At 33.8% G+C, this 22,831-nt stretch carries 18 protein-coding genes; 11 read left to right on the top strand and 7 right to left on the bottom strand.

Annotation, left to right across the window (positions count from 1 at the left end; all coding sequences use genetic code 11):
* The first annotated feature begins 92 nt into the window (after positions 1-92).
* Positions 93-1,157 (top strand): sensor histidine kinase, encoded by a 1,065-nt coding sequence (locus Q0845_RS01135; RefSeq protein WP_298507856.1) that lies wholly within the window; start codon positions 93-95, stop codon positions 1,155-1,157.
* Entirely contained in the window at positions 1,147-1,851 is a 705-nt protein-coding gene (locus Q0845_RS01130; RefSeq protein WP_298507853.1) for a response regulator, read from the top strand. Before Q0845_RS01135 ends, Q0845_RS01130 begins: the two co-directional genes overlap by 11 nt.
* A 9-nt stretch (positions 1,852-1,860) precedes the next feature.
* On the opposite strand, the gene Q0845_RS01125 is transcribed toward Q0845_RS01130, so the two are convergent.
* The 4 genes from Q0845_RS01125 to Q0845_RS01110 form a co-directional block, all read right to left on the bottom strand.
* Entirely contained in the window at positions 1,861-2,883 is a 1,023-nt protein-coding gene (locus Q0845_RS01125; RefSeq protein ID WP_298507851.1) for a hypothetical protein, read from the bottom strand.
* 64 nt (positions 2,884-2,947) lie between these two features.
* The gene (locus tag Q0845_RS01120) at positions 2,948-3,427 is read right to left on the bottom strand and encodes a hypothetical protein (RefSeq protein ID WP_298507849.1); all 480 of its coding nucleotides are present in this window, start codon (positions 3,425-3,427) and stop codon (positions 2,948-2,950) included.
* Positions 3,428-3,460: 33 nt separating this feature from the next.
* Positions 3,461-4,159, bottom strand: a complete 699-nt coding sequence (locus Q0845_RS01115; RefSeq protein WP_298507846.1) for an alpha/beta hydrolase — start codon at positions 4,157-4,159, stop codon at positions 3,461-3,463.
* 72 nt (positions 4,160-4,231) lie between these two features.
* Positions 4,232-7,087, bottom strand: a complete 2,856-nt coding sequence (locus tag Q0845_RS01110; RefSeq protein WP_298507843.1) for a glycosyl hydrolase — start codon at positions 7,085-7,087, stop codon at positions 4,232-4,234.
* Between the two features lie 188 nt (positions 7,088-7,275).
* Here Q0845_RS01110 and Q0845_RS01105 point away from each other — a divergent pair, with 188 nt between their 5' ends.
* The 9 genes from Q0845_RS01105 (at position 7,276) to Q0845_RS01065 (ending at position 20,724) form a co-directional block, all read left to right on the top strand.
* A complete protein-coding gene (locus Q0845_RS01105; protein ID WP_298507840.1) occupies positions 7,276-7,860 on the top strand; it encodes a Crp/Fnr family transcriptional regulator in 585 nt (194 codons plus the stop codon).
* A gap of 223 nt (positions 7,861-8,083) precedes the next feature.
* Positions 8,084-10,663, top strand: coding sequence for a T9SS type A sorting domain-containing protein (locus tag Q0845_RS01100; protein WP_298507837.1), 2,580 nt, complete (start codon positions 8,084-8,086; stop codon positions 10,661-10,663).
* Positions 10,664-10,924: 261 nt separating this feature from the next.
* Complete coding sequence (locus Q0845_RS01095; protein ID WP_298507834.1) at positions 10,925-14,383, top strand: T9SS type A sorting domain-containing protein; 3,459 nt, start codon at positions 10,925-10,927, stop codon at positions 14,381-14,383.
* Positions 14,384-14,457: 74 nt separating this feature from the next.
* Positions 14,458-15,183 (top strand): hypothetical protein, encoded by a 726-nt coding sequence (locus Q0845_RS01090; protein WP_298507831.1) that lies wholly within the window; start codon positions 14,458-14,460, stop codon positions 15,181-15,183.
* Positions 15,184-15,311: 128 nt separating this feature from the next.
* Positions 15,312-16,604, top strand: coding sequence for an aminopeptidase P family protein (locus tag Q0845_RS01085; protein ID WP_298507829.1), 1,293 nt, complete (start codon positions 15,312-15,314; stop codon positions 16,602-16,604).
* 163 nt (positions 16,605-16,767) lie between these two features.
* Positions 16,768-17,133: a nuclear transport factor 2 family protein gene (locus tag Q0845_RS01080; protein ID WP_298507826.1), complete on the top strand. Its 366-nt coding sequence runs from the start codon at positions 16,768-16,770 to the stop codon at positions 17,131-17,133.
* Positions 17,134-17,216: 83 nt separating this feature from the next.
* Complete coding sequence (locus Q0845_RS01075) at positions 17,217-17,516, top strand: S1 RNA-binding domain-containing protein (protein WP_298507824.1); 300 nt, start codon at positions 17,217-17,219, stop codon at positions 17,514-17,516.
* A gap of 31 nt (positions 17,517-17,547) precedes the next feature.
* Positions 17,548-18,165, top strand: coding sequence for a hypothetical protein (locus Q0845_RS01070; protein ID WP_298507821.1), 618 nt, complete (start codon positions 17,548-17,550; stop codon positions 18,163-18,165).
* A 543-nt stretch (positions 18,166-18,708) separates the two neighbouring features.
* Complete coding sequence (locus Q0845_RS01065) at positions 18,709-20,724, top strand: T9SS type A sorting domain-containing protein (protein WP_298507818.1); 2,016 nt, start codon at positions 18,709-18,711, stop codon at positions 20,722-20,724.
* A gap of 63 nt (positions 20,725-20,787) precedes the next feature.
* Here Q0845_RS01065 and Q0845_RS01060 read toward each other — a convergent pair whose 3' ends face one another.
* From Q0845_RS01060 to Q0845_RS01050, 3 genes are all read right to left on the bottom strand, one after another.
* Positions 20,788-21,168, bottom strand: a complete 381-nt coding sequence (locus Q0845_RS01060; protein WP_298507815.1) for a cupredoxin domain-containing protein — start codon at positions 21,166-21,168, stop codon at positions 20,788-20,790.
* Positions 21,169-21,237: 69 nt separating this feature from the next.
* On the bottom strand, positions 21,238-21,594 hold the full coding sequence (locus Q0845_RS01055; protein WP_298507812.1) for a hypothetical protein: 357 nt from the start codon (positions 21,592-21,594) through the stop codon (positions 21,238-21,240).
* 81 nt (positions 21,595-21,675) lie between these two features.
* Positions 21,676-22,233, bottom strand: coding sequence for a carboxymuconolactone decarboxylase family protein (locus tag Q0845_RS01050; protein WP_298507808.1), 558 nt, complete (start codon positions 22,231-22,233; stop codon positions 21,676-21,678).
* Between the last annotated feature and the right edge of the window lie 598 nt (positions 22,234-22,831).

The following is a 22,831-nucleotide window of genomic DNA, read 5'->3' as shown; positions in this document are numbered from 1 at the left end:
TGTTTGGGTGTTTTTTTTGGGTATATATCTATCTGCATTTTTTACAAAAGTGTAATGCGTACTTTTATGAATATTATTAGATTTGATATATTATGATACAGATTGTAAAAAATATTTTCAGTTATATAAAAAACCGTCGTGTTTTAAAACATGTCGTATTTTGGATTGTTTTGTATCTATTTTTAATTTTTTCTGATGCTTCTTATGATCCTTGGTGGGTTATTGCCATTGCAAGAGCGTCTCATATCATTCCACAAATTATTGTTTCTTATTTCTTAGCATATTGGCTAATTCCGAAGTTTTTATTTTCCAAGAAATATATTGAATTTGCAATCTATGCTATTCTTAGTGCGTATGTGATGTGTGCATTCTCACGAACATTAATGGTGCATGTAGCCGAACCATTATTTAGAGGTGCTCCATTTGAGCAAGAACCTATTTTAGAGATTTTAACCGATTGGAAGAAATTAATACGTGGTTACTTTTTTACGATTTATTCCATTGCTTTTTTCTTTTTATTGATTAAACTTTCGTTAGAACGTATGAAAGAACAATCGCTTAATAAAGAAAAAATTTCTACAGAATTGAAGCTCTTGAAAGCGCAGTTGAATCCACATTTTTTGTTTAATACACTGAATAATATTTATTCTTTATCTGTTATTAATTCACCCAAAACTTCAGAATCGATCGGAAAATTGTCTGAAATTTTGGATTATGTCTTGTATCGTTGCGATCAGAAATATGTGCCCTTGTCGGGAGAAATTACATTGCTTAAAAATTATATTTCTTTGGAGCGTTTACGTTATGACGAACGTTTGAAAGTTTCCTTTACACACAATGTATCACCTCATATAAAAGTAGCACCGTTAATTTTACTATCTATTGTTGAAAATGCTTTTAAACATGGTGCTGGAGAAGATTCTGGAAGTCCAAAAATCACGATTGATTTGCAACAAAAAGACGAAATTTTGACTTTTACGGTTTTTAATACTACTGCCAATCAGCCAAAAGAAAATGCTGGCGGCGCTATTGGATTGGAAAATATTAAGAAGCAATTGGAATTGTTGTATTCAAACACACATACCATTACTCTTGAACAGGAAGAAAATTCGTTTCAAGTAGTCATCACCTTAAAAACGGCAGCGCATGAAAGTTAAATGTTTATTGGTGGATGACGAACCGTTGGCAATTAAATTGTTGGAAAATCATATTGCGAAGATTACTTCTTTTGAAGTTGTAGCGACATGTAATAATGCTATGAAAGCCTTGGAAATATTGAACACACATGAAATTGATTTGTTGTTTTTAGATATTAAAATGCCTACCATTACAGGAATCGATTTTTTAAAATCCTTACGCCATCCGCCAAAAACGATTTTCACAACAGCATATAGAGAATATGCCTTAGAAAGTTATGATTTGGACGTGGCTGATTATTTATTGAAACCTATCACGTTTGATCGTTTTTTTAGAGCTGTGGAACGTTTTTACCGAGACATCAAACCCACACAAATTGCCGTAGCAACACCAAAAACGGAAGAGGAAACCTTGATTCAAATCAAATCCGGAACTAAATATCACAAAGTGGCGGTTTCAGATATTAGTTATATTGAAAGTCTCAAAGATTATGTAAAGATTCATACGAGTTCAAAAAGCATCGTTTCCAAACAAAAAATTAGCGATTTAGAAGCCGAATTATCCAAACATGCATTTTTACGCGTACACAGATCGTATTTAATTAATAGTAAAAAAGTAACGGCTTTTACACCACATGACATTGAACTCAATAACGTAGAAGTTCCTATTGGCGCGAGTTATAAGGAATATGTATTGGCTGTTTTGAAGGAGTAGATTTCCTTTTTACTGACAACCTTTTATAATATTCCAACTTACAGTAATTGTTTTCTCTTTTGGATTAAAATCAAATTCAGAAATTCTCTTACCATTTTTACAATTTAAAAGAATTGTTTTTGACGCTAATTCTTTAGCATATTCATAACCAAAAGTTTCCAAATAATGCGTGTTTGCTTTGCAATCTCGTTTTTCTTTTCGTGTTAGTTGGACAAACTCTTCTGTAGATATACGCTTGTATTCAGGTAATCCAATTTTTCCCAATGCAATCTTCCCATTTCTAGGGATCTCAACATCGGTAATAATAATCTTCGGTTCTCTATAGGTACTTTTCTTGGCTAGCTTGTCATCTGTAATATTTAGATCAATAATGATATCTAGAGTTGTCTTTTCTTTAGGTGCTAAAATTTTAAATTGTCCATCAAAATCTGATTTCGTGATATTATCAATTCCTGCAATTGAAATTCTAGCCATAATATATGGTATTTCGTGTCTAAACTCATAAAGAAATAATTGTCCTGTTATTTCTATCTCATCGGCTTCTTGTTCCACAAACTGCGTACTCAAATACACTTGCTTCCATTCACCATTTTCATAATTTCCTACTTTAAAATTATAGGTTGCATCATCTACATATTCCCACATATCGGTCACAACTGAGTTTCCATATTTGTATTGATAGACTATGTTTTTCCCTTCTGCAAATACGGTTCCTTTTGTGAGTCCTCCAAAGACATCAAATTCCCAAAACTTGATGGTTTTTGTTTCCGCATCAAACTGTCGAATTCCATGATTTCGTGGTCCTAATTTGGTCTGTGCTTTGTCTACAAATCCAATAGATTCTGCAATGACGAGTTTTTTATCTAAGGAATATTTGAATGTAATTTCTTGTACAAATTTACTGCCATCTCCCCATTTCCCTTCGGCTTTCCAGGTTTTGGATACTAGATTATCAAAGATGGAAAGTTCTGAGTTTTGCCCAAAAGTTATGGTGGAAATAAAAAGTGTTAATAGGAATAATTTTGTTTTCATGACAATGAATTTTATTGAGTAAAATGTAAAGTTCTTATATAAAATACGGTTCAATCATATATTTTTAAAAATATTTTTGGACAATTTGAATATGCTCCAAAATTTGTACCTCTTGAAAACTCTCATGCAAAATGGCAAATAAATTTTCTACAATCTTAAATGCTACCGATGCTTCCTCAGGGGAATGAAATTCAATTTTTCCAACTTCAGAAATAGTACATTCTATAATTATGCCATCCAAAATGATTCTATCGTCTACTACTAGGCTCTTAATACTTTGTTGAATTAATTTTTCTATGTCGAGCTTTAAAGATAATTGGTGATTTTCTAGCTGTTTTTTTTCTTTGAAACGCTCTTTTTCAGCTTCAAGATTCTGTGCTTTTAGCTTTTTTAATTTTAAATATTCTGCAACCTTTAATTTTTCCTTATTTTCCAATACACTTACATCTTGTAGTCTTGGCAAAATTTCATAGCTAATCTCATTACCATTGAAAGTAATCAGTGATTCTTTATGAAATGATGGTTGGAAGTGAATTGTAATCATGTTTTTTGTAATTGACATTAAAATTAACGTTTCTTAGGAATCTTTAAAAAATCGAACAATACTTTCTTTCACCAAATCAGGCATTTCTAATGGTATCATATGTCCGCAATTTTTTAAAATACTCATCGTTGCTTTGGTAAATTGTTGTTGGGTATGTTTTACATCATCAATATGTACTAAGGCATCTTCTTTGGACGCAATGACATGAATTTTTGATTGAATATTTTTTAATTTTTCAGTTACATCAATACGTTGCGATGTCGCTTTGAGTTGTCTGATTAAAACTTCTTTTCCTAAATCTGCATCCATGTCTTTTATGACTTGAATCAACCCGTTATTTTGATGATTTTTCGGATGTAGAAACTGCAATGCTCTTGCGGTAGAAATTCCTTTGTAATGGTGTTGCTCTAGAAAGTCGATCGTACTTTTTCGCAGTTGCAATTCTTTCGCATCCAACCCTTTCCCTGAAGCTGCAATGATTATTAATTTCTGAATTCGCGTCGGATGAGAAATCGCAAAATGCATCGTTGCATACGCACCCATAGAAAAGGCAACAACATTAGCGTTTTCTTCCAAAGTTGTATCTAACAAAGCATCTATTGCTGCAAAGGAAGTTGCTGAAGTCGTATCGATAAAAACACATTCAAACTGTGTCAAATCTGCAATTACCAATTCCCACAAAAGTGGCGTACACATAGTTCCGGAGAGGAAATAGAGTTTTTGTTTGTTCATGCTTCAAAAATAAAAAAACGTACACTTCGACTCCGCTCAGTGTACGTTTTTATTTTTTATGTTATTATTTTTTTATTCAATAACTAGTTTGGTACTATCTTTTCCTCCATTTCCAGATACTTCAATCGTATAGGTTCCTTTAGGTAAATAATACGCACCGTTTTTCTTTTTTGGAATGGAAGCATCTTTCGCCTTCTTCATATATTTTTTACGTGCTTTTTCTGTCACACTTACATCGTAATTCCAAGCGTTAAATCCTGCATCCATGTTTAGCTTCGCTTCGTTCATTACGATACCATTTTCTGCAATTACTTTTACGGTAAAATTACCTGTATTTTTTGCATGGAAATAGATTTCTTTTTGAGGAACTCGCGCTTCTAACCATTTGCTCCACGTTGCGCCCCAAGAACTACGTGAACGCATGCTTTTAGTAGCAAATACATGTACATCTTTTGCTGCAATTGCATCGTTCACTTTCTGTAAAACGGCAATATTTGCTTTGTAAATAGAACGTCCGTGCGTTCCTAATAATAAGTCTTTTGCTTGTTTTTGCACTACAATATCATGTACAGCTACATTTGGCAATCCATTTTGGAAAGGCTGCCATGTTTTCCCCATATCTAAAGAAGCATACGCGCCATTGTCTGTTCCTACATAGAGTATATTTTCATTTTCAGGATCTTCTTTGATCACATTTACTGGCGAAGCAGGAATTCCATTGGCAATGTTTTTCCAAGTTTGTCCGTAATCATCAGACATGTAGATGTAACTTGAAAAATCGTCCCAACGATATCCGTTTAAGGTAACGTATACACGCTCTTTTTTGTGCGAAGATGCAATGACACGCGAAACCCATAAATCTTGCGGAAAGCTGTTGGAGATCTTTTGCCAATCGCCACCACCATTTTTAGTTATATGTACGAATCCATCATCACTTCCCACATAAATTAATCCGAATTGAAAAGATGATTCCGAAATACTAGTCAAGGTTCCATAAGCTACGTTTCCTTTTTTTCCACCTTGTGTTAAATCGCCTGAAATTGCTTCCCATTCGTCACCTTGATTCAGTGATCTATGCAATTTATTTCCTCCTAAGTATAAAATATCTTGATTGTGAATCGATAAATGAATCGGCGTTTGCCAGTTGAATCTGTATGGCGATTCTCCTAATTCATGCTTCGGTTGAATGTATTCTTGCGAACCATTTTCACGATTGATTCTGAAGTAGTTTCCAAATTGATATCCTGTGTATACAATGTTCGGATTGCGCTTGTCTACTTGCACTTGCATTCCATCACCGCCCATAATTCTTTTGTACGGATATTGTCCTTCTTCATGCCACTTTACAGAAGCTTTGTAGTTATTTGGACCAACCCAAACTCCATTATCTTGCAATCCTCCGTATACTTTGTACGGCGTTTGCTCGTCTGCATAAATTGCATAAAACTGTCCAACAGCTGGCGTATTACACTTAATCCAATTGTCTCCATTGTTGTATGAAATATTTACACCACCATCATTTCCATTGATTAAGTGATTTGGATTGTTCGGATTTACCCAAAGTGCATGATGATCTACGTGAACGTTTTGTCCATTGATCGATTTGAATGTTTTTCCACCATCTTGCGAACGTAAAATAGGAACTCCCGCAATATAAATTTGATTTTGATTTTTTGGGCTTACGCGAATCATTCCGAAGTAATAACCGTATGAATATACAACATCATCTAAATAATCGTCATGCGTTTTCTTCCATGATTTTCCACCATCCGTAGTTTTAAAAATTTGCGCTCCAATGACTGGCGTATCAAACAATAATGAATTCGCGTTTTCTAGATATTTTGCTAAATCAATTGGTTTGATAGTTCCTGCTCTTACGAGTTGCTTTACATTTTCAGCTCTGTATTTTTCTTGGAAACCGTTAGTTTTTAAATAGGTGTTTAATTCTTTATCTGTCAAAGCTAAAAACGTTGAAGAAGACATAGTTTTGAAATCATCTTTCGTCAATGCTTTGGAATCACTTTCTTTTTTCTTCTTTTTTTCTCGTCTAAATTGACTGTCATGAAATGCATATACAGTTTCATCATCGTAAACAGCCAATCCAATACGTCCTACGCCATCGCCCACTGGAAAACCTGATTTTTCATTTACTTTTTTCCATGTACTTCCAGCATCTGTACTTTTATAAATTGCCGAATTGATTCCGTTCCCCACAAAATTCCATGCTTTACGATCGCGTTCCCATGAAGACGCATATTGCACGTTGAAATTATTTGGTGAAACTGCTAAGTCTACAATACCCGTATCGTTGTTTACAAAAAGTGTTTTATTCCATGTGTTTCCGCCGTCCGTAGTTTTGAAAATTCCACGTTCAGCACTTGGTGAATATAAATGTCCTAAAACGGCAACTACTACTTCATTTCCGTTGTTTGGATTGATTAAGATACGACTGATATGATGCGAATCTAATAATCCCATATTTGACCAATTCTTACCATTGTCCGTACTTTTTAGGATTCCGATTCCTGCATACGACGAACGCGAAGAGTTATTTTCTCCAGTTCCTACCCAAATTGTTTTGGATTTCCAATCGACTGCAATATCACCAATATTTTGTGTTGGCGAACTGTCTAAAACTGGTTCAAAAGTGGTTCCGTTGTCGTTTGTATACCACAATCCTCCAGAAGCATACGCCACATAGAATTCGGTTGTATTGTTTGGATTGACATCTAAATCAACCACACGACCACTCATGATAGTAGGTCCTATATTGGTAAATTCAATGTTTTTTACAGTTGAGTTTTGCGTAAGTTTTGCTTTTTCTTTCAGTGCATCTTGCACTTTCGTTGCCGAAGTTGGATTGCTTTGCGCGAAAGTGAATTGTGCTACAAAAAGTGCACACGCGAGGAGTAAAATTTTAGGTTTCATGGATTGGTTTGATTTAGTCTTGGAAATTACTCAATGTTGCAAACTTGACAAAATTTTGCTTGTTATTTTAACAATAGTTATCATTTTCTTAGTCTGTATAACAATCAATTTTTAATTCTTCAGAAAAGAAAGTATTCCAGAAATTTAAAATAGTTTGTATTTTTAGACTGATAATTTCAATTGAGTTCATGTCTGTTTCTAACACAAATTTAAAATCATACTTAACAACCTTCATTAAAGATGATTCTTTGAATGACCAAATTCAGATGATTTTGGAAGCGTTCCAGCATTTGCATATAAAAAAGAATACACTTTTTGTAGAAGAAGGCAAGATTTGTCCGTATTTCTGCTTTATTGAAAGTGGCATTTTACAACATAATATTGTGGTTGATGGCGAAGAAAAAACAACCTATCTCGCTTTGAAAAATTCCGCCACAGCGGCATTGAAAAGCTTTATAGATCAAATTCCTTCACGGAAAAACATTAAAGCTATTAGTGACTGCGATTTGTTTGTGATTGATCAAAAAAACTTCAAAAATCTATTAGAAAATAACGAAGCGTTTCATCGTTTTTATTACAATTTAATTGAGAATCAAATTTACAGAATTGACGATTACCGCATTGATTTACTGACCTTAACTCCTGAAGAACGCTATAAAAAACTCCTTGCCAACGAACCAAAATTATTGAAAGAAGTTCCGCTACATTATTTGGCTTCTTTTTTGGGAATTTCGTCACGACATATGAGTCGCATTCGCAAGAATATTATATAATAATGCAACATCTGTCAGCTACTTCCACTTTTATTTTACTAAAAGTTTCCTTCAATTCACGGAATTAAAGCTCTAATTCCTTGAATTACAGCACACTTCAATTGACAAGCATTCTTTTTACTTCTTTTTTTGTTTCTGTAGTTAAAATCAGTCAAATACAGACGATATCTAAAAACACCTAACTACGTCAGCATAGAAATAAACTTTATAAACTATTTTAATCATGAAAAAAATTATCACAGGAATCATTTTCCTCTTTTTGATGGGAAATGTGAATAGTGTTTTTGCTCAAAATAAAGAGAAAGCACTATTGGAAAACGAGAAAAAAATTGAAGCGTATATCAATCATAAAATTGATATTCCTTTATCAAAAGTGGAATTACAGAAGCTTATCAATGAATTTAATCATGGTGAGCATGAGGGAACTTTTGAACAACTCTCCAAAGAAGCTCAAAAAAATCATATCAAAGCCTATAAAAAAGGGAAATTAAGATTTGACTATTTTAAAGAACATCCCGAAACAAGACAACTGTACAAATCTAGACCAGCACCTATGTGCGAAAATGGAGATTTTGAGTCTGGAAATTTTAATTTATACAGTGGCGAATCTGCATTTAGCAATTCCACTACTGCTGGAGGATACACTGGAGGCGAATGTGATGCAATACCTGTAAACGGACCTGGAAATTATGGTTGGATTCCCGATAATATGAACAATCCTGTAGAAGATAATTTTATGATTGTAACGCAAGGACTTGATCCTATAGTTGCCCAAAGTGGGGCACAATTAAACAGGGTAAATTCAGGTAATTTTGCTGCGCGAATTAACAGTCCGACCAAATTAGTAGCTCCTACTTTTTTAGACAATCCATGTGTTCCTAATTATGGAATTAATAAATTACAAAAAACGATCACACTTCAAAAAGACGGACCACAAGATATTTTATTCACCTATGCTTTGGTATCAGAGTTTCCAAATCATCCGAATCAAAATCCAATTTTTATTGCACGTGCTATAGATGCAAGTCAAAATGAATTTGACAGAATTTGTGTAATATCAAACCCTAATAACAATCCATTTTTTAATGAGTTTATACCAACTTCTCCCGATTGTGCTTCTAATGTAAAAGTTTTATGGAAAGATTGGACCTGTGCAAAGTTAGAAATAGACGGAAATGCAGGAGATGTAGTCACATTAGAATTTATTATGACTGACTGTGGTCGTAGAGGACATTATGGATATGCATATGTTGATGATATTTGTATTGAAAGTTGCGATCCTGGAACGGAAGGAAGTATCAATTTAGATCCGTTAGATCCTTGCCAAGAATTACCTTTTGATGTGTGTGGTCAATATACATTACCAATTTTAGACGGACAACAAGGATCAATAAACAGTATTACTTTAGATATTCTTCAAAATGGATTGGTTGTAAACACATTATTAAACCCAAACTTAACTAGTAATACGTTTTGTTTTACGATCACTGCGAATGACTTCCCATCGCAAAATGGAGGATACGATTTTAGAGTAAATGCTTCTTTTAATGTTGGCACTAACGGTATACAACAACTCAATGAAACACATACAACTGCAGGAACTAATAATGATTTTATTTTTGACAATCCTGAGTGTTGTAAGATAGACGCAAACGCAACTAATATTCTGTGTGACGATAATGGTACGCCAAATGATCCGAGTGATGATACGTGGTCGTTTGATCTTACCGTAAGTAATGATACAAATACTGGGTTTTGGGTAGCAAATTCTGTACTTACGCAATCTGTTGCTTATGGTACAACAGTAACAGTTCCTATGGGAAATATTTCAAATTATGGCACTACTGTAGACATTCCTATTTCTGATAAAGAAGATGATACTTGTACCACTACAATTACGGTAAATGTACCTGTCGCTTGCTCAGAGAGTAATTGTACACTTGAAGCTGTTACATCGGTTGGTTCGTGTAATGACAATGGCACGCCAAATGATCCGAGTGACGATTACTATAACATTACACTAGATGTTTTCAATACCAATGGAGAACCTTGGATGGTATTGAATAGCAATATGACTGTTATTTACTTTGGAAATGGAGATGAAAACAATATCAATCTTGGTAATAATTATTTAGTTGCTGATCAATTAGAATGGTTTTGGGTAAAACTGAACAACGATCCTGAGTGTTTTGTAGATGTTACGGTACTTGCTCCAGAATCTTGTAATTTCACATGTAATATCAGCGCTAATATTGCTACGAGTGATTGTAATGATAATGGTACACCAAACGATCCAAGTGACGATTACTACTATATTACAGTAGATGTCTTGGGAACAAATGGAGTTTCATGGGATTTGGTTGGATATCCTAATTATCAACAAATATCCTATTCTGGAACAGGAAACGAAACAAACATATTATTAGGTCCTATTTCTGCAACTGATCCTTCTTGGGTATTATATATAACTCCAACAGGTTTAGTAGATTCTGGTTGTAAACGATTTGAAACAACTGTTTTTGCACCTAAATGTTCTGAAAGAGATCCGAAGAAAAATACGGTTTCTATCACACCAAATCCAAGCAAAGGAAAAGTGAATATTCAAGTGGATACAGAGGGTGATTCTACCGTAGAATTAAATATTTACAGAATAGATGGTTTGTTAGTCAAAACCATTCAAAAGGAAAAAACAAATACTAAAGTTTTAGCTTTTGATTTGGATCTAAATTTACCAGAAGGCTTGTATTTATTCAATTTTATAACCAAAAATGGAACTATTACTAAAAGAGTTATTATTCAATAAATAACCATCATGTAAAGGCTACTTACGTTTATGAACAACCTGTAAACTGCTTTTAAAATTTTCATAAAAACTTATATGGGATTAGTTACTTCTGTAGCTAATCCCATATTTATATCTGCACAAACTCAAAGAATAAGTTGATTACCTTTTTCCTAAAACTATCTTAATTTCATACATTTACAAACAGTTCTTTGAATTTTGGTTCAAAAACCTCAACTTTTGCCTCGATTTTTATTGTATTACTTAAACAAAATGCGTGCTATGAAAAAACTATTACTCTTTTTCGTATTGCTTACTGCAATCGTTGGATATTCGCAACAATCTCCAAACCCAAGTATTTCAAACCAATTGTACAAAGATGCGCCTGAATGGGCAAAACTTATGTACAGCGAAAATCCAAATGCAAATACTATTGATCAATTGTATAGAAAGTATTATGAAACGCACGAATATGTAAAATCATTTCATACACAATATTATAAAAGATGGCGTAGAGCAATCAATCCGTTTCTAAACAACGAAGGTTTCTACGATCATTCCAAAAAAGAACAAGCCATAGAAGCTGCAAGAACACTTCAAAATTCTCAAAATACAACTTCCGAAATGGGCAATTGGTCTGTAATGGGACCTTTTCAAAGCTATCGTGAAGGCGGAACGGTTTTGAGTGGAGCACAAACCAATATTTATAGTATTAGTCAATGCTTAAATGTTCCTGCTGTTTTGTATTGCGGAACCGAATCTGGAGAAATTTATAAAACTACCAATGGCGGCGACAATTGGACCAATGCTTCCTTAAATTTAGTCACAACCTTAGCACCACAAGCGGTAATTGCCAATGCTGGTGTACGTGCAATTGCAGTGCATCCTACCGATCCTGATATTGCGTATGCTGGTTCTGGAAGTGAATTGTTCAAAACGACAAATGGCGGAACTTCTTGGTCGGTTGTTTTTGATAGTAACATTCCATTATTTGGATATATCGAAAATCCAGCCGAAATTTTCATCAATCCAAACAATCCTGACATTGTTTTACTTGCTGGAAAAGCAGGCGTTCACCGATCTACCGATGGTGGCTTAAATTGGTCGCAAGTTGTGGTAAACGAAACCTATGCTTTAAAAGCACAACCCGGAAATCCGAATACCCTATATGTCGTTAGAAGAAATACAGCAACCAATACACATCAGTTTTTAAAATCTACTGATGGAGGATTTATATGGCTTGCACAAACTACAGGTTGGTATACTTCTACAGATCCAAACCGAAGTGTTGTTGGAGCAAAAATTGCCGTAAGTGACGCAGATCCGAATAAAGTATATGCTTTTTTAATTGGAGACTCGAAAGCAGGCGATAATGGATTCATTGGCGTATACCGAAGTGATGACGCAGGTGTTTCTTGGACAAATCCTATGGGTTATGATGGCGCACCATATACAGCTACACACCCAAATTTATTAAACTCGGATACTTCTGCAGCTGGATTTAACCAAGGGTTTTATAATTGTGCTGCAATGGCTTCCAACTCCAATGCAGATCAGGTTTTGGTTGGAGGAATTGGAATGTGGCGATCTAATGATGGCGGACAAACGTTTACCTGTATTTTCAATTATGGCTGCGGAACTTACAATCCGATGCACGTAGACATGCAACAGTTTAAAGCTTTTGGAAACGAATATTGGGCTACTACAGATGGCGGAATTTTTAAGTCGAATGATTTATTTGCTTCACAACCAGAATTCAAAATGAATGGTGTGCATGGAACTGATTTTTGGGGATTTGGCTCTGGCTGGAATCGCGATTTGTTAGTTGGTGGAACATTTCATAACGGTGTTGATGTCTATTCGGAAGGATTTCCTTTTGGAAGTTTCTTAGATTTAGGCGGCGGAGAACCAGCTTCAGGATATGTAAATCCGGGAACTGAACAAATTTATTCTACCAATATTGGAAGTCGTTTTATTCCGACAACCTTAAGTGGCGCCGTTTTAAATGCTTCTTTAGGAATTGCTCCAAATGAAGCTCCTTGGATTGCACAATCTACCGAAATGGAATTTCACCCAAGTTGCTATAATTATGTATATACAGGAAATTCCAATCAACTATTTAAAAGTGAAGATGCTGGTGCAAGCTTTAACGCTATTTATACTGCTCCAGCAAATAGCGAAGTATTAGGAATAGAAATTTCGCGTTCCAATACAGATACCATGTACATTGTAGTACGTCCAAATTCTGGAAACGCATACTTGGTAAAAACTACAGATGCTTGGGCTACCAATAGTACAATTACATTACCAAGCGGCGACGGAACTTTAGCTTTAATTAGCTTAGATCCTGAAAACGATCAAACCATTTGGTTGGCTTATCCGCGTGGTACAAATGGCAATAAAGTATTTAAAAGTATCAATGGCGGAACTTCTTGGGCCAATGAAACTTCAAGTGAGTTGAATGGGCAAATTATTCAAGTATTGACAACTATTGGTGGAACTGATGGTGGCGTATATGTTGCTACAGGAATGTCTGTATTTTACAAAAATAACACTATGACGTGGACATTAGACAATGCCAATTTACCAACAACAATTGGCGCAAACGACTTGCGTCCATTTTATAGAGATGGAAAAATACGTTTGGCGAGTTACGGAAAAGGTATTTGGGAAAGTCCTTTATATGAAACTCCTTCCAAACCTGTAGCGAAGATTATGGTAGATAAACTATCGGCAACGTGTGCTGGAGAAGTTTTTAGTTTTGATGATTATTCAATGTTAAATCATACGAATGCAACCTGGGCTTGGACTTTTGAAAATGCTAATATTGCGACCTCTTCTTTGCGAAATCCGCAAGTAACATTCAATACTACAGGAACGCATTTAGTGACACTAACGGTAACCAACGACGCAGGTGCTTCTGATAGTGATTCTATTAGTATTACGGTAGAAGCTTTGTCAAATACAAACTTAGAAGAAGACTTTGAAGTCGCTTTTGTACCAGAAGGTTGGCGACAAGAATCTACCGGAAATTATGCATGGTCATACGAAAATTCCGTGGGCGGTTTTGGACAAAGTACCAACTCTATGGTTGTAAATAACTATGTCATTTCTCAAGTTGGAACGTATTGCGATATCATTGCGCCACTCAATATGGCAAATACAGATGTCACAGATGCTACACTCACTTTTGATGTTGCCTATGCTTTATATTCTGCGGCATATGCTGACGGATTGGAAATTGAAATTTCTACAGATTGTGGTATGACGTGGACAAATGTATATAGTAAATACGGAGACGTATTAGCTACTGCGCCCAATACAACTGCACAGTTTGTGCCTACAGCAACACAATGGCGTGAAGAATCTATTGATTTAACAAGCTATATTGGTAATGAAAATGTACAAGTTAAGTTTAGAAATGTCAATGCATATGGACAAGCGTTATATATAGATAATATCAACTTAGGAAGTGTATTAAGTGTTCAAGAAGTAACATCGGATGCGATTACATTTTTCCCAAATCCAGTAAAAAGTAACGAAGCTGTGTTTGTAAAAAGTACAAATAATGAAGATATCAAATTCTCTTTATACAACATCCAAGGAAAGTTAATCGGAACTATTTTTACGGAAACCAACAAAGCCATTCCAACACAACAATGGGATTTGAGTGCTGGCGTATATTTATACAATATTCGTTCAAACGATAAGATTAAAAAAGGAAAGCTGATTGTTTATTAGATAATTTTCGATTTAATTAAGTTTTTTCCTATTTTTAATGAAAGTAATATCAAGAAAGTTATTGATAAATAAAAATGATAAAAAAATTACTTAATTCTGGAATTTTTTGGACAATAATAATTGGATTTTTTGGAATTGGACTAACTATCTTGTTCTATGAGTATTCAAACAAAGAAAGAGAACCTGTTTATGCTTTAAAAAAAGAACCATCCTTGATTTTTGACAAAGAAAATTCTACTCCTAAAATTAAATTACTCTCAAATGATTCGCTTGTAGTGAACGACAATGTATACGTTTCTAATATTGTCATTTGGAATGATGGGGATCTAGAAATAAGAAAAACTGATGTAAGAAAAAAATTTAAAGTGTTTTTATCAAGTGAGGCTAAGATATTAGATTATAAGATTGTAAATCAGACGAACCCTGAAATAAGTAATTTTAGAATCAAATCCGATAATAATGAACTTTTAATAAACTGGGATTATTTTGATCCCAAATTTGGTTTTGAACTTCAAATTATTTATTCTGGAACATCTAAAAGTGAAGTATTTGCAGAAGGTTATGTCTTGGGTAAAAAATTAAAAAAAGTCACTACAAGAGAATCAAATAATTTAATAAATTACTACTACATATTCTCTTGTTTTACTCTTATTGTATCTGGATTAATATTTTATAAAGAATATAAAGAAACGCCTACAAAAATTAGACTAGCTATGTTAATTATGATTGTCTTAGTGATTTCGGCGATGTGTTTCTTAATGATAAAAATAACTTTTACAGAGTATACATTACCACTATAAAAGATATAAATAACTACATTTCCAAATTACCATATTGATACATCTTCAAATCAAAAAAAACGCCATTTGGCTACTTGATTCCTTTTTGGTTTGATTATTTTTGAGGTAAATCAATTAAAATTACCAAAATGAAATACCATCCAATAGATCGCAACTTATTTATCAAGAATAGAAAAAACTTTATGGCACAGATGAAACCAAGTAGTTTGGCTGTGTTTAATTCGAATGATATTTATCCAATTAGTGCAGATAGCACGATGCCTTTTGAGCAACATAGAGACATTTTTTATCTCAGTGGCGTAGATCAGGAAGAAAGTATTTTGGTATTATTTCCAGATTGCCCTAAAGAAAAGCATCGCGAGATTTTATTTTTAAAGGAAACCAACGAACATATTGCCATTTGGGAAGGTGAAAAGTTAACGAAAGAAGCCGCATTAGCAACCTCTGGAATTAAAACGGTGTATTGGTTGCAAGACCTAGAAAAAATCATGTTTGAAATCATGACGCAATGTGATACCGTGTATATCAACACCAACGAACATTACCGTGCAAACGTAGAAACAGAAACTCGTGAAGACCGTTTTACAAAATGGTTGAAAGACAAATATCCTGCTCACAGTGTTGCCAAGAGTAATCCAATTTTACAGCGTTTGCGTTCTGTAAAAGACCAGATTGAATTGGATTTAATGCAACAAGCTTGTGATATTACCGAAAAAGGGTTCCGCAGATTGTTAAGCTTTGTAAAGCCAGGTGTTTGGGAATATGAAATTGAAGCGGAATTGATGCATGAATTTTTACGAAATCGCTCAAAAAAGTTTGCCTATACTCCGATTGTAGCTTCTGGAAATAACGCAAATGTATTGCACTATATTGAGAACAATCAGCAATGCAAAGCTGGCGATGTAATTTTAATGGATGTTGGTGCAGAATATGCTAATTATGCAAGCGATATGACACGTGCTATTCCAGTTTCTGGTCGTTTTTCTGAGCGTCAAAAAGCAGTCTATAATGCTGTAAATCGCGTAAAAGACGAAGCGACAAAAATGTTAGTTCCGGGAACTATTTGGGCAGATTACCACGTAGAAGTTGGAAAAATCATGACGTCTGAATTGCTAGGTTTAGGTTTGCTTGACAAAGCAGATGTACAAAATGAAGATCCAGATTGGCCAGCGTACAAAAAATACTTTATGCATGGAACTTCGCATCATATCGGATTGGATACGCATGATTACGGAATCTTAACGGAACCAATGGTCAAAAACATGGTATTTACTGTAGAACCGGGAATTTATCTTCCTGATGAAGGTTTCGGAATTCGCTTAGAAGATGACGTAGTAATTCAAGAAACTGGCGAACCATTTAACTTGATGCGTAATATTCCTATTGAAGCTGATGAAATTGAAGATTTGATGAATCGCTAATTCATCTCGACTGCGCTCGATGTGATAGCTGTTTTTGTTGATTTGTGAATTTGTTTTACACTGAGCTTGTCAAAGTATTGATTTGTTCTTTTGAAACATCTCAATTCTCATCACTCAGTACTATTTACAGCAAGAATCGATTTTATAAATTATAAACATTCGAATGAAACCTGAAGCATTCATTAAGGATTACGAAACAGCATTGTCCACACAAAATTGGAAAAATGTAGCGCCTTTAATTCACGAAAATGCAAATGTTATATTTTCCAATGGCGATGTTCATATTGGCAAAAAAAATATAAAAAAAGCCTTTGAGCATAACTTTTCACTCATCAAAAATGAAGAATACACTATCAAAAATGCAAGGTGGATTTTTAAAAAAGAAACCACGGCTATGTATGTGTTTGATTTCTTTTGGAAAGGTATTATCAATGAAAAATCCGTGGAAGGAAAAGGAATAGGAACTTGTGTTTTAATCAAAGAGCAGGACATGTGGATTCTTTTATCTGAACATCTTGGTAAAAAATAAACATTCATCCAATAATATTGCAAAGGAAGATTGATTTTGTTAAAGAAAAATTAAATGGTTTTTCGTGTCAAATTGTTTAGATAATGATAAGAAATATAAATAGCTGGAATGCACTAAAAAAAGAATTACACATAGGAGAAATTATTTCTGGAAAAGTCTTTAAGATAGAACCGCATGGTATTTATATAGATATTAATAAAGATTTTTACGGTATTGTTCTAGCTCCATATATTAGTGAAAGCAGCATTACTATAGAGGATTATCCTAAGATAGGAGAAATTGTTACTGGAATTATTATTCATTTTTCAGAGCAAATTGATCAGAAAAATATTGAATTCAATTACGTAACGATAAGTATGAAAGATTACATCTCAAAAACATAATCTTTCATACTTATTAATTTATTTTTAACCTGTGAAAGAAAAACCAAAATACACAGAATCAGATATTCAATCATTAGAAAGTCGTGTACATGTTCGCCTGCGTCCGCAACTATATTTTGAAAAAGTATACGCTGAAAAATCTTTGGACAGACTTCCACTAGAAGTTGCTTGTCACGCTTTTGATAAATTCATGAGTAAAAAATGTAGCTATCTTAAAGTTACACTGTATTCAGATCGTTTTTCTATTGAATATGATGCAGGAATGTCATTAAAGAGAGAGTTTGAAATGTCTCATGCAGAAATCATCATGACGCAAATGCGTGCTTGTCATAATTTAAAAGAACATTTAGCGGTAGGCAGCAGGTTTTGTGAAGTCGGCATGATGGTCATCAACGCTGCTTCCGAATGGTGTACACTTCACACTTATTCCAACGGGGAAAAAGGGGAGTTTTTATTTAAAGAAGGAAAAACCGAAACGAGAACTATCTGCAGCAGCGACGAAAACAAAAATTATACAAAACTTACTGTAAAACCTGATGCAACGATATTTCCAGATTTAACAATCAATCCAACAACATTACAAGAAAAGATTGATGGTATTCGTAAAAAATTGAACGGATTTGACATTCAGCTTTTTATTGAAAATTAAGTCATTATAATTTTTTAAGAACAGTAGAATTCCTAGGTTTTTCTTTAGTATTGTGTATTGATTTCAATCAAAAAAATCACTTTTCATTTTTATGAAGAAGCTGTCTAAAAAGACAGCTTCTTTTGTTATAAAATATTTTAGATGTAACGAATATGAAATAGAGTCATGCACTTTTACAATCTGTATTGCAAGAGTTTTTGAATAGTTAGATTTTAGCATCGTTAATAATAAAAACGAATATTTTGAAGAGAAGTATATCTTAACTTCAGAGATAAAAGAAGGAAATAGTAGCGCAGAAACCAGAACAACGCAATGTTGCGGAACAAACCATAAGTAGTTATTCTACTATTAAGGTAGATTGAGACATCAGGTTTAAAGGATAAAAACATACGAATTCCCCTTTTTTTAAGAGTTCACTTTAGAATATTCTGTTGCGTTATTAAAATTCAATTAAACATTCACTAATCAAAAACGGTTTTAGGGAATTTATCAATTAGTGTTACTAAAATCTACTTTTGCGCAGATCGAATTTATCACATAAATATGAAAAAAAATTTACACTTCATTTTCCTGCTTGGCAGTATCTTTTTTTCCCATGCACAACAACAGTGTGGGCAAGATATTGTTCGACAACGCTTATATGCTGAACGTCCTGAATTACGACCAGAAAACAATCCTGCATTTCAAGAATTGGAAGACTTTACACAGACTTTTCAAGCAAGTCCAGCAAACGAAGATTTTTCAGGTGTTGAAGGACTTACTATTGGAACAGATTATATAATTCCAGTAGTTGTACACATAATTCATAACAATGGTGTTGAAAATATTTCAGATGCCGCTGTAGAAAGAGCTATAGAATCTTTGAATATTTTCTTTTCAGGCACTACTGCTTTTGATCAAAATATTGATGATAGCTTTCTTTCCGTACGTGGAGCATTTGATACTAAAAAATTACGATTTGTTTTAGCAAAATTTGACCCGCAAGGAAATCCTACTAACGGAATTGATAGACATGTAGATGCTTTTTACACAGTACGCGGAGACAATTCACTCATGCGTCTAAATTATCATTGGCCACGCGAAAATTATTTTAATATTTATGTAGTTCGCCAAGCTCTTGAGTATTCAGACTCTTCAGGTTTCGCTACATTTCCACCAGATGTATATTCTGTAAATGACGCTTATTTAGATGGCCATGTAATGTCTGCCTGGGCTTTTGGTGAACATGGTGAAATGTACCAAACTTGGTATCATAATTTAGCTCATGAAGTTGGACATTGGTTGAATGTATTTCATATTTGGGCAGATGCTAATGGAAATGGAAATGATGTGTATTGTAATTTTGACGATTTTGTTGGAGATACTCCAAACACAAAAGGAAACTCTATCCTTGACTTAGATGATTATCCTGGTCCTGGAATGGTTACAAATTGTGGAAGTGTAGACAATCTTACAAATATGATGGATTATACAGCTTCAACATACGCTATGTTTACGCAAGGACAAAAAGTACGTATGGAAGCTACATTAAACTCTTCCGTTGCCAGTAGAAATAACTTGTGGTCTATTGACAATGTATTGACTACTTTATATGGTTGTACTTCTGGATTGGATACCGATTTAGACAATATTCCTGATGCTTGTGACGATTGTCCAAATGATATCAATAATGATAGTGATGGCGATGGCGTTTGTGATAGTCTTGATCAGTGCAATGGTTATCCTGATGTAAACTTAGATGCCAATCCAAATGAAAATGATGCTTGTGATACTTTACTTCCAATCATTGATTTTAGCGCTGAAACCATTTTAAGTTATGATACTACAGAAGATAATGGAGTTTCTGCTGTGTACGATAATGGCGCAACCTTACATTTGTCTGTAAATGCATGGAAAGCTGTTGAAATTAATTACAACATTACTCCAAATACAGTCATTGAATTTGATTTTATGAGTACTATAGATGGCGAAATACATTATATAGGAATTGATGATGATTTAGCACTGAATCCATTGTTAGCTTATAAATTATATGGTTTTGAAAATGTAACAAGCTCGGCAATTTTTAATCTCGATTTTAACACATATACAGATAGCGATAAGTATACCTATAAACATTATGCCATTCCAATTGGACAATTGTATACTGGAAATGTACCGTATTTATTCTTTGCTGCTGACAATGACTTATTCAACGATACGTTTACATACCTTAGTTATCCTGGCGGCGGAAGTTATAATGATGCTACTTCTTTTTATAGAAATGTAAAAATCTATGAAAACACCATTTTATCTACTACAGAATTCCCCGATTTGAATGCATTTATTAACATGTATCCAAATCCGGCTCAAAATGAAATTACAATTGCTTCAAACAACAGAGTTGTGCTAGAACGCATGTCAATTGTTGATATTAATGGAAAAATGATCAAGACAGTAAAGTTAAAAAATCAAGTACAGAACAATGTTTCCATTGACGATTTAGCAAGTGGCGTATATTTCATAACTATACAATCAAAAGACGGAAAAACGGCAACTAAAAAGCTGATCAAAATATAGAATACAAAAAAAGCACGCCCATTGGCGTGCTTTTCACTATCAATCATGAAAAAACAATAGTAGTTATTCTACTATTAAGGTATATTGTGGCGTAGGATTCAATGGGCAAAAGTATACGTACTCTCCTTTTTTAAGTTTTACTTCTTTTGAATGTCCTGTCGCGTTATTTTTTACTACTTCTGTTACATATGCGTTTTTAATATGGTTTGCAGCATCTGTTTTTCCTTTTGGTGCTAATACAAATCCTACATCATGTCCAACTCCTGTATTGGCAATTTCAAAAACGTATGTTCCTTCTGAAAGTGTAATAGATTTTTGTGTGAATTCACCTTTTGTTTGTTCTAAAGAAACCGTTTTCACGTTTTTCTTCATCATTTTGTTTTGTGCTTGCGTAGTCATTGAAAATCCTACGAATAATACTAAGATTGCGATTAATTTTTTCATTGTAATTCTTCTTTTTAAAATTTATGTTTGTGTGATTATTGAATTGTATTCTAGTTTTAAATACTGTTTTTATGCGTGGTAATAACGTTCTCTATAAATTTTCCCGTCTTTCCATTCTGTAGCAACTGCTTGCTCTGAAAGCATCGTAGTTCCATCTTTCAACTTCAACTCCATTTCTGCTGTATAGAAAGAATGATTTCCATTTACGGCAAGGTTTTTTACATCATATCTTACAAACTCTTCTAACTGATTGTTTATAAAATCATGTTCAAAATCTACATTAAACTTTTTTCCTTTTTTCGGTGTTCCATTGGCTTCTCTCAATTCTACATCATCATGTAAATATGTTTCCATTGCTTCAATAAAAGCGCCTTTTGCTAAAAGTTCGTGAACGTGTTTTAAATTATTCTTTATTTGGTTTTCCATAATTGGTCATTTTTTATTGGTTATTTAAATGTGAATTCCTGAATCTTTTCCTAAAAACTCAGGAAATTCACTTTATTATTGCTATTGTGCTACCGTAAACTTTCCAGCTTCTACAGATGGAAAATCTACTACGGTCTCTGCAATGTGATTTACATAGTTTGTCAATGTGTTAGAAACTACGTTCAATACAATTTCTAAAACATCTCCGTCGTTGTATCCTGCTGCTTTTACTGCTGCAATTTCTTCACCTGTAACTTGTCCTCTATTCTTTGTAACGCTTTGTGCAAATTGTAAACCAGCTTGAATTTTTGCATCACTTGCCAATCCTTGACGACTTGCTTCTGTTTGCTCTTCTGTCAATCCGTTCATTTTTCCGATTGCCGTGTGTGCAGACAAGCAGTAATTACATGTATTTTCTTCTGCGATTGCCAACGCCAATTGCTCTCTGAATTTGTTGCTAAAGTTTCCGCTAGCTGTCAATTCGCCTAAACTTAAGTATGATTTTAACGTTGCTGGAGAATTTCCAAATACTTTAATTAGGTTTGGAATAAATCCTAATTTTTGTTGTACAGCATTAAATAATTCTTTTGCTTCTCCTGTAGTTGTTTCTGGGTTTAATGTTTCAATTCTTGTGCTCATAATTTTGTCTTTTTGTTTGTTTGTCATTCCTGCAAAGGCAGGAATCTATTTGTTTTTATTTTTTATAATTTAATTTTTGCATTCACAGATTTGTCTCTCTGGATATTGCTCGTCGTATTCTTGATATCCTCAACAATTTGGGCAAACGGTGTTTTCTATATTTTTCATAATTTTTGGTCTTTTATTTTCAATTTTTAAAACTTCAACTTTTTGTCATTTTATGTTGATTAAAAGCGTTGTTTCATTTGAACAGTACAAAGATGCGGCGGAAAGGCATTTCAAAAAATGGACAAAAGTTCCTAAGAATTGGACAAATGGGAATGAGACTGTTAGATTGCTAGATTTTTAGACTTTTTAGAGATGTTTTGGGTTTCAAACTGTCATTTCTGGAAACGTAAAACCTATTTTAAAAGTGAAAAAAAGTTATGAGTAGTGAGGCATTAGTATTGAGAAACTTCTCATAATATTTTCTGTAAAAAATAAAGACAGTAATATCTATAGGTAGCGCGAGTTTCAAACTCGTGCCTACAAACACAAAAAAAGTAATATTGACAATAAAAAAGAGGTTTCTAACAAGTTTAAAAGCAAAACAAAGAAA

It is taken from the genome of uncultured Kordia sp., from assembly GCF_947489565.1.
In the GTDB taxonomy this organism is placed as follows: domain Bacteria; phylum Bacteroidota; class Bacteroidia; order Flavobacteriales; family Flavobacteriaceae; genus Kordia.
The sequence above is the reverse complement of the archived record's forward strand: the minus strand, read 5'-3'. Positions and strand labels throughout refer to the sequence as shown.

Bases quoted from the DNA above. Each gene is read 5' to 3' on its own strand.
- Q0845_RS01050 (WP_298507808.1), bottom strand. From the start codon at position 22,233: ATGAGCACAAGAATTGAAACATTAAACCCAGAAACAACTACAGGAGAA.
- Q0845_RS01060 (WP_298507815.1), bottom strand. From the start codon at position 21,168: ATGAAAAAATTAATCGCAATCTTAGTATTATTCGTAGGATTTTCAATG.
- Q0845_RS01100 (WP_298507837.1), top strand. From the start codon at position 8,084: ATGAAAAAAATTATCACAGGAATCATTTTCCTCTTTTTGATGGGAAAT.
- Q0845_RS01125 (WP_298507851.1), bottom strand. From the start codon at position 2,883: ATGAAAACAAAATTATTCCTATTAACACTTTTTATTTCCACCATAACT.
- Q0845_RS01090 (WP_298507831.1), top strand. From the start codon at position 14,458: ATGATAAAAAAATTACTTAATTCTGGAATTTTTTGGACAATAATAATT.
- Q0845_RS01130 (WP_298507853.1), top strand. From the start codon at position 1,147: ATGAAAGTTAAATGTTTATTGGTGGATGACGAACCGTTGGCAATTAAA.
- Q0845_RS01095 (WP_298507834.1), top strand. From the start codon at position 10,925: ATGAAAAAACTATTACTCTTTTTCGTATTGCTTACTGCAATCGTTGGA.
- Q0845_RS01135 (WP_298507856.1), top strand. From the start codon at position 93: ATGATACAGATTGTAAAAAATATTTTCAGTTATATAAAAAACCGTCGT.
- Q0845_RS01075 (WP_298507824.1), top strand. From the start codon at position 17,217: ATGATAAGAAATATAAATAGCTGGAATGCACTAAAAAAAGAATTACAC.
- Q0845_RS01085 (WP_298507829.1), top strand. From the start codon at position 15,312: ATGAAATACCATCCAATAGATCGCAACTTATTTATCAAGAATAGAAAA.
- Q0845_RS01110 (WP_298507843.1), bottom strand. From the start codon at position 7,087: ATGAAACCTAAAATTTTACTCCTCGCGTGTGCACTTTTTGTAGCACAA.
- Q0845_RS01055 (WP_298507812.1), bottom strand. From the start codon at position 21,594: ATGGAAAACCAAATAAAGAATAATTTAAAACACGTTCACGAACTTTTA.
- Q0845_RS01120 (WP_298507849.1), bottom strand. From the start codon at position 3,427: ATGATTACAATTCACTTCCAACCATCATTTCATAAAGAATCACTGATT.
- Q0845_RS01105 (WP_298507840.1), top strand. From the start codon at position 7,276: ATGTCTGTTTCTAACACAAATTTAAAATCATACTTAACAACCTTCATT.
- Q0845_RS01115 (WP_298507846.1), bottom strand. From the start codon at position 4,159: ATGAACAAACAAAAACTCTATTTCCTCTCCGGAACTATGTGTACGCCA.
- Q0845_RS01080 (WP_298507826.1), top strand. From the start codon at position 16,768: ATGAAACCTGAAGCATTCATTAAGGATTACGAAACAGCATTGTCCACA.
- Q0845_RS01065 (WP_298507818.1), top strand. From the start codon at position 18,709: ATGAAAAAAAATTTACACTTCATTTTCCTGCTTGGCAGTATCTTTTTT.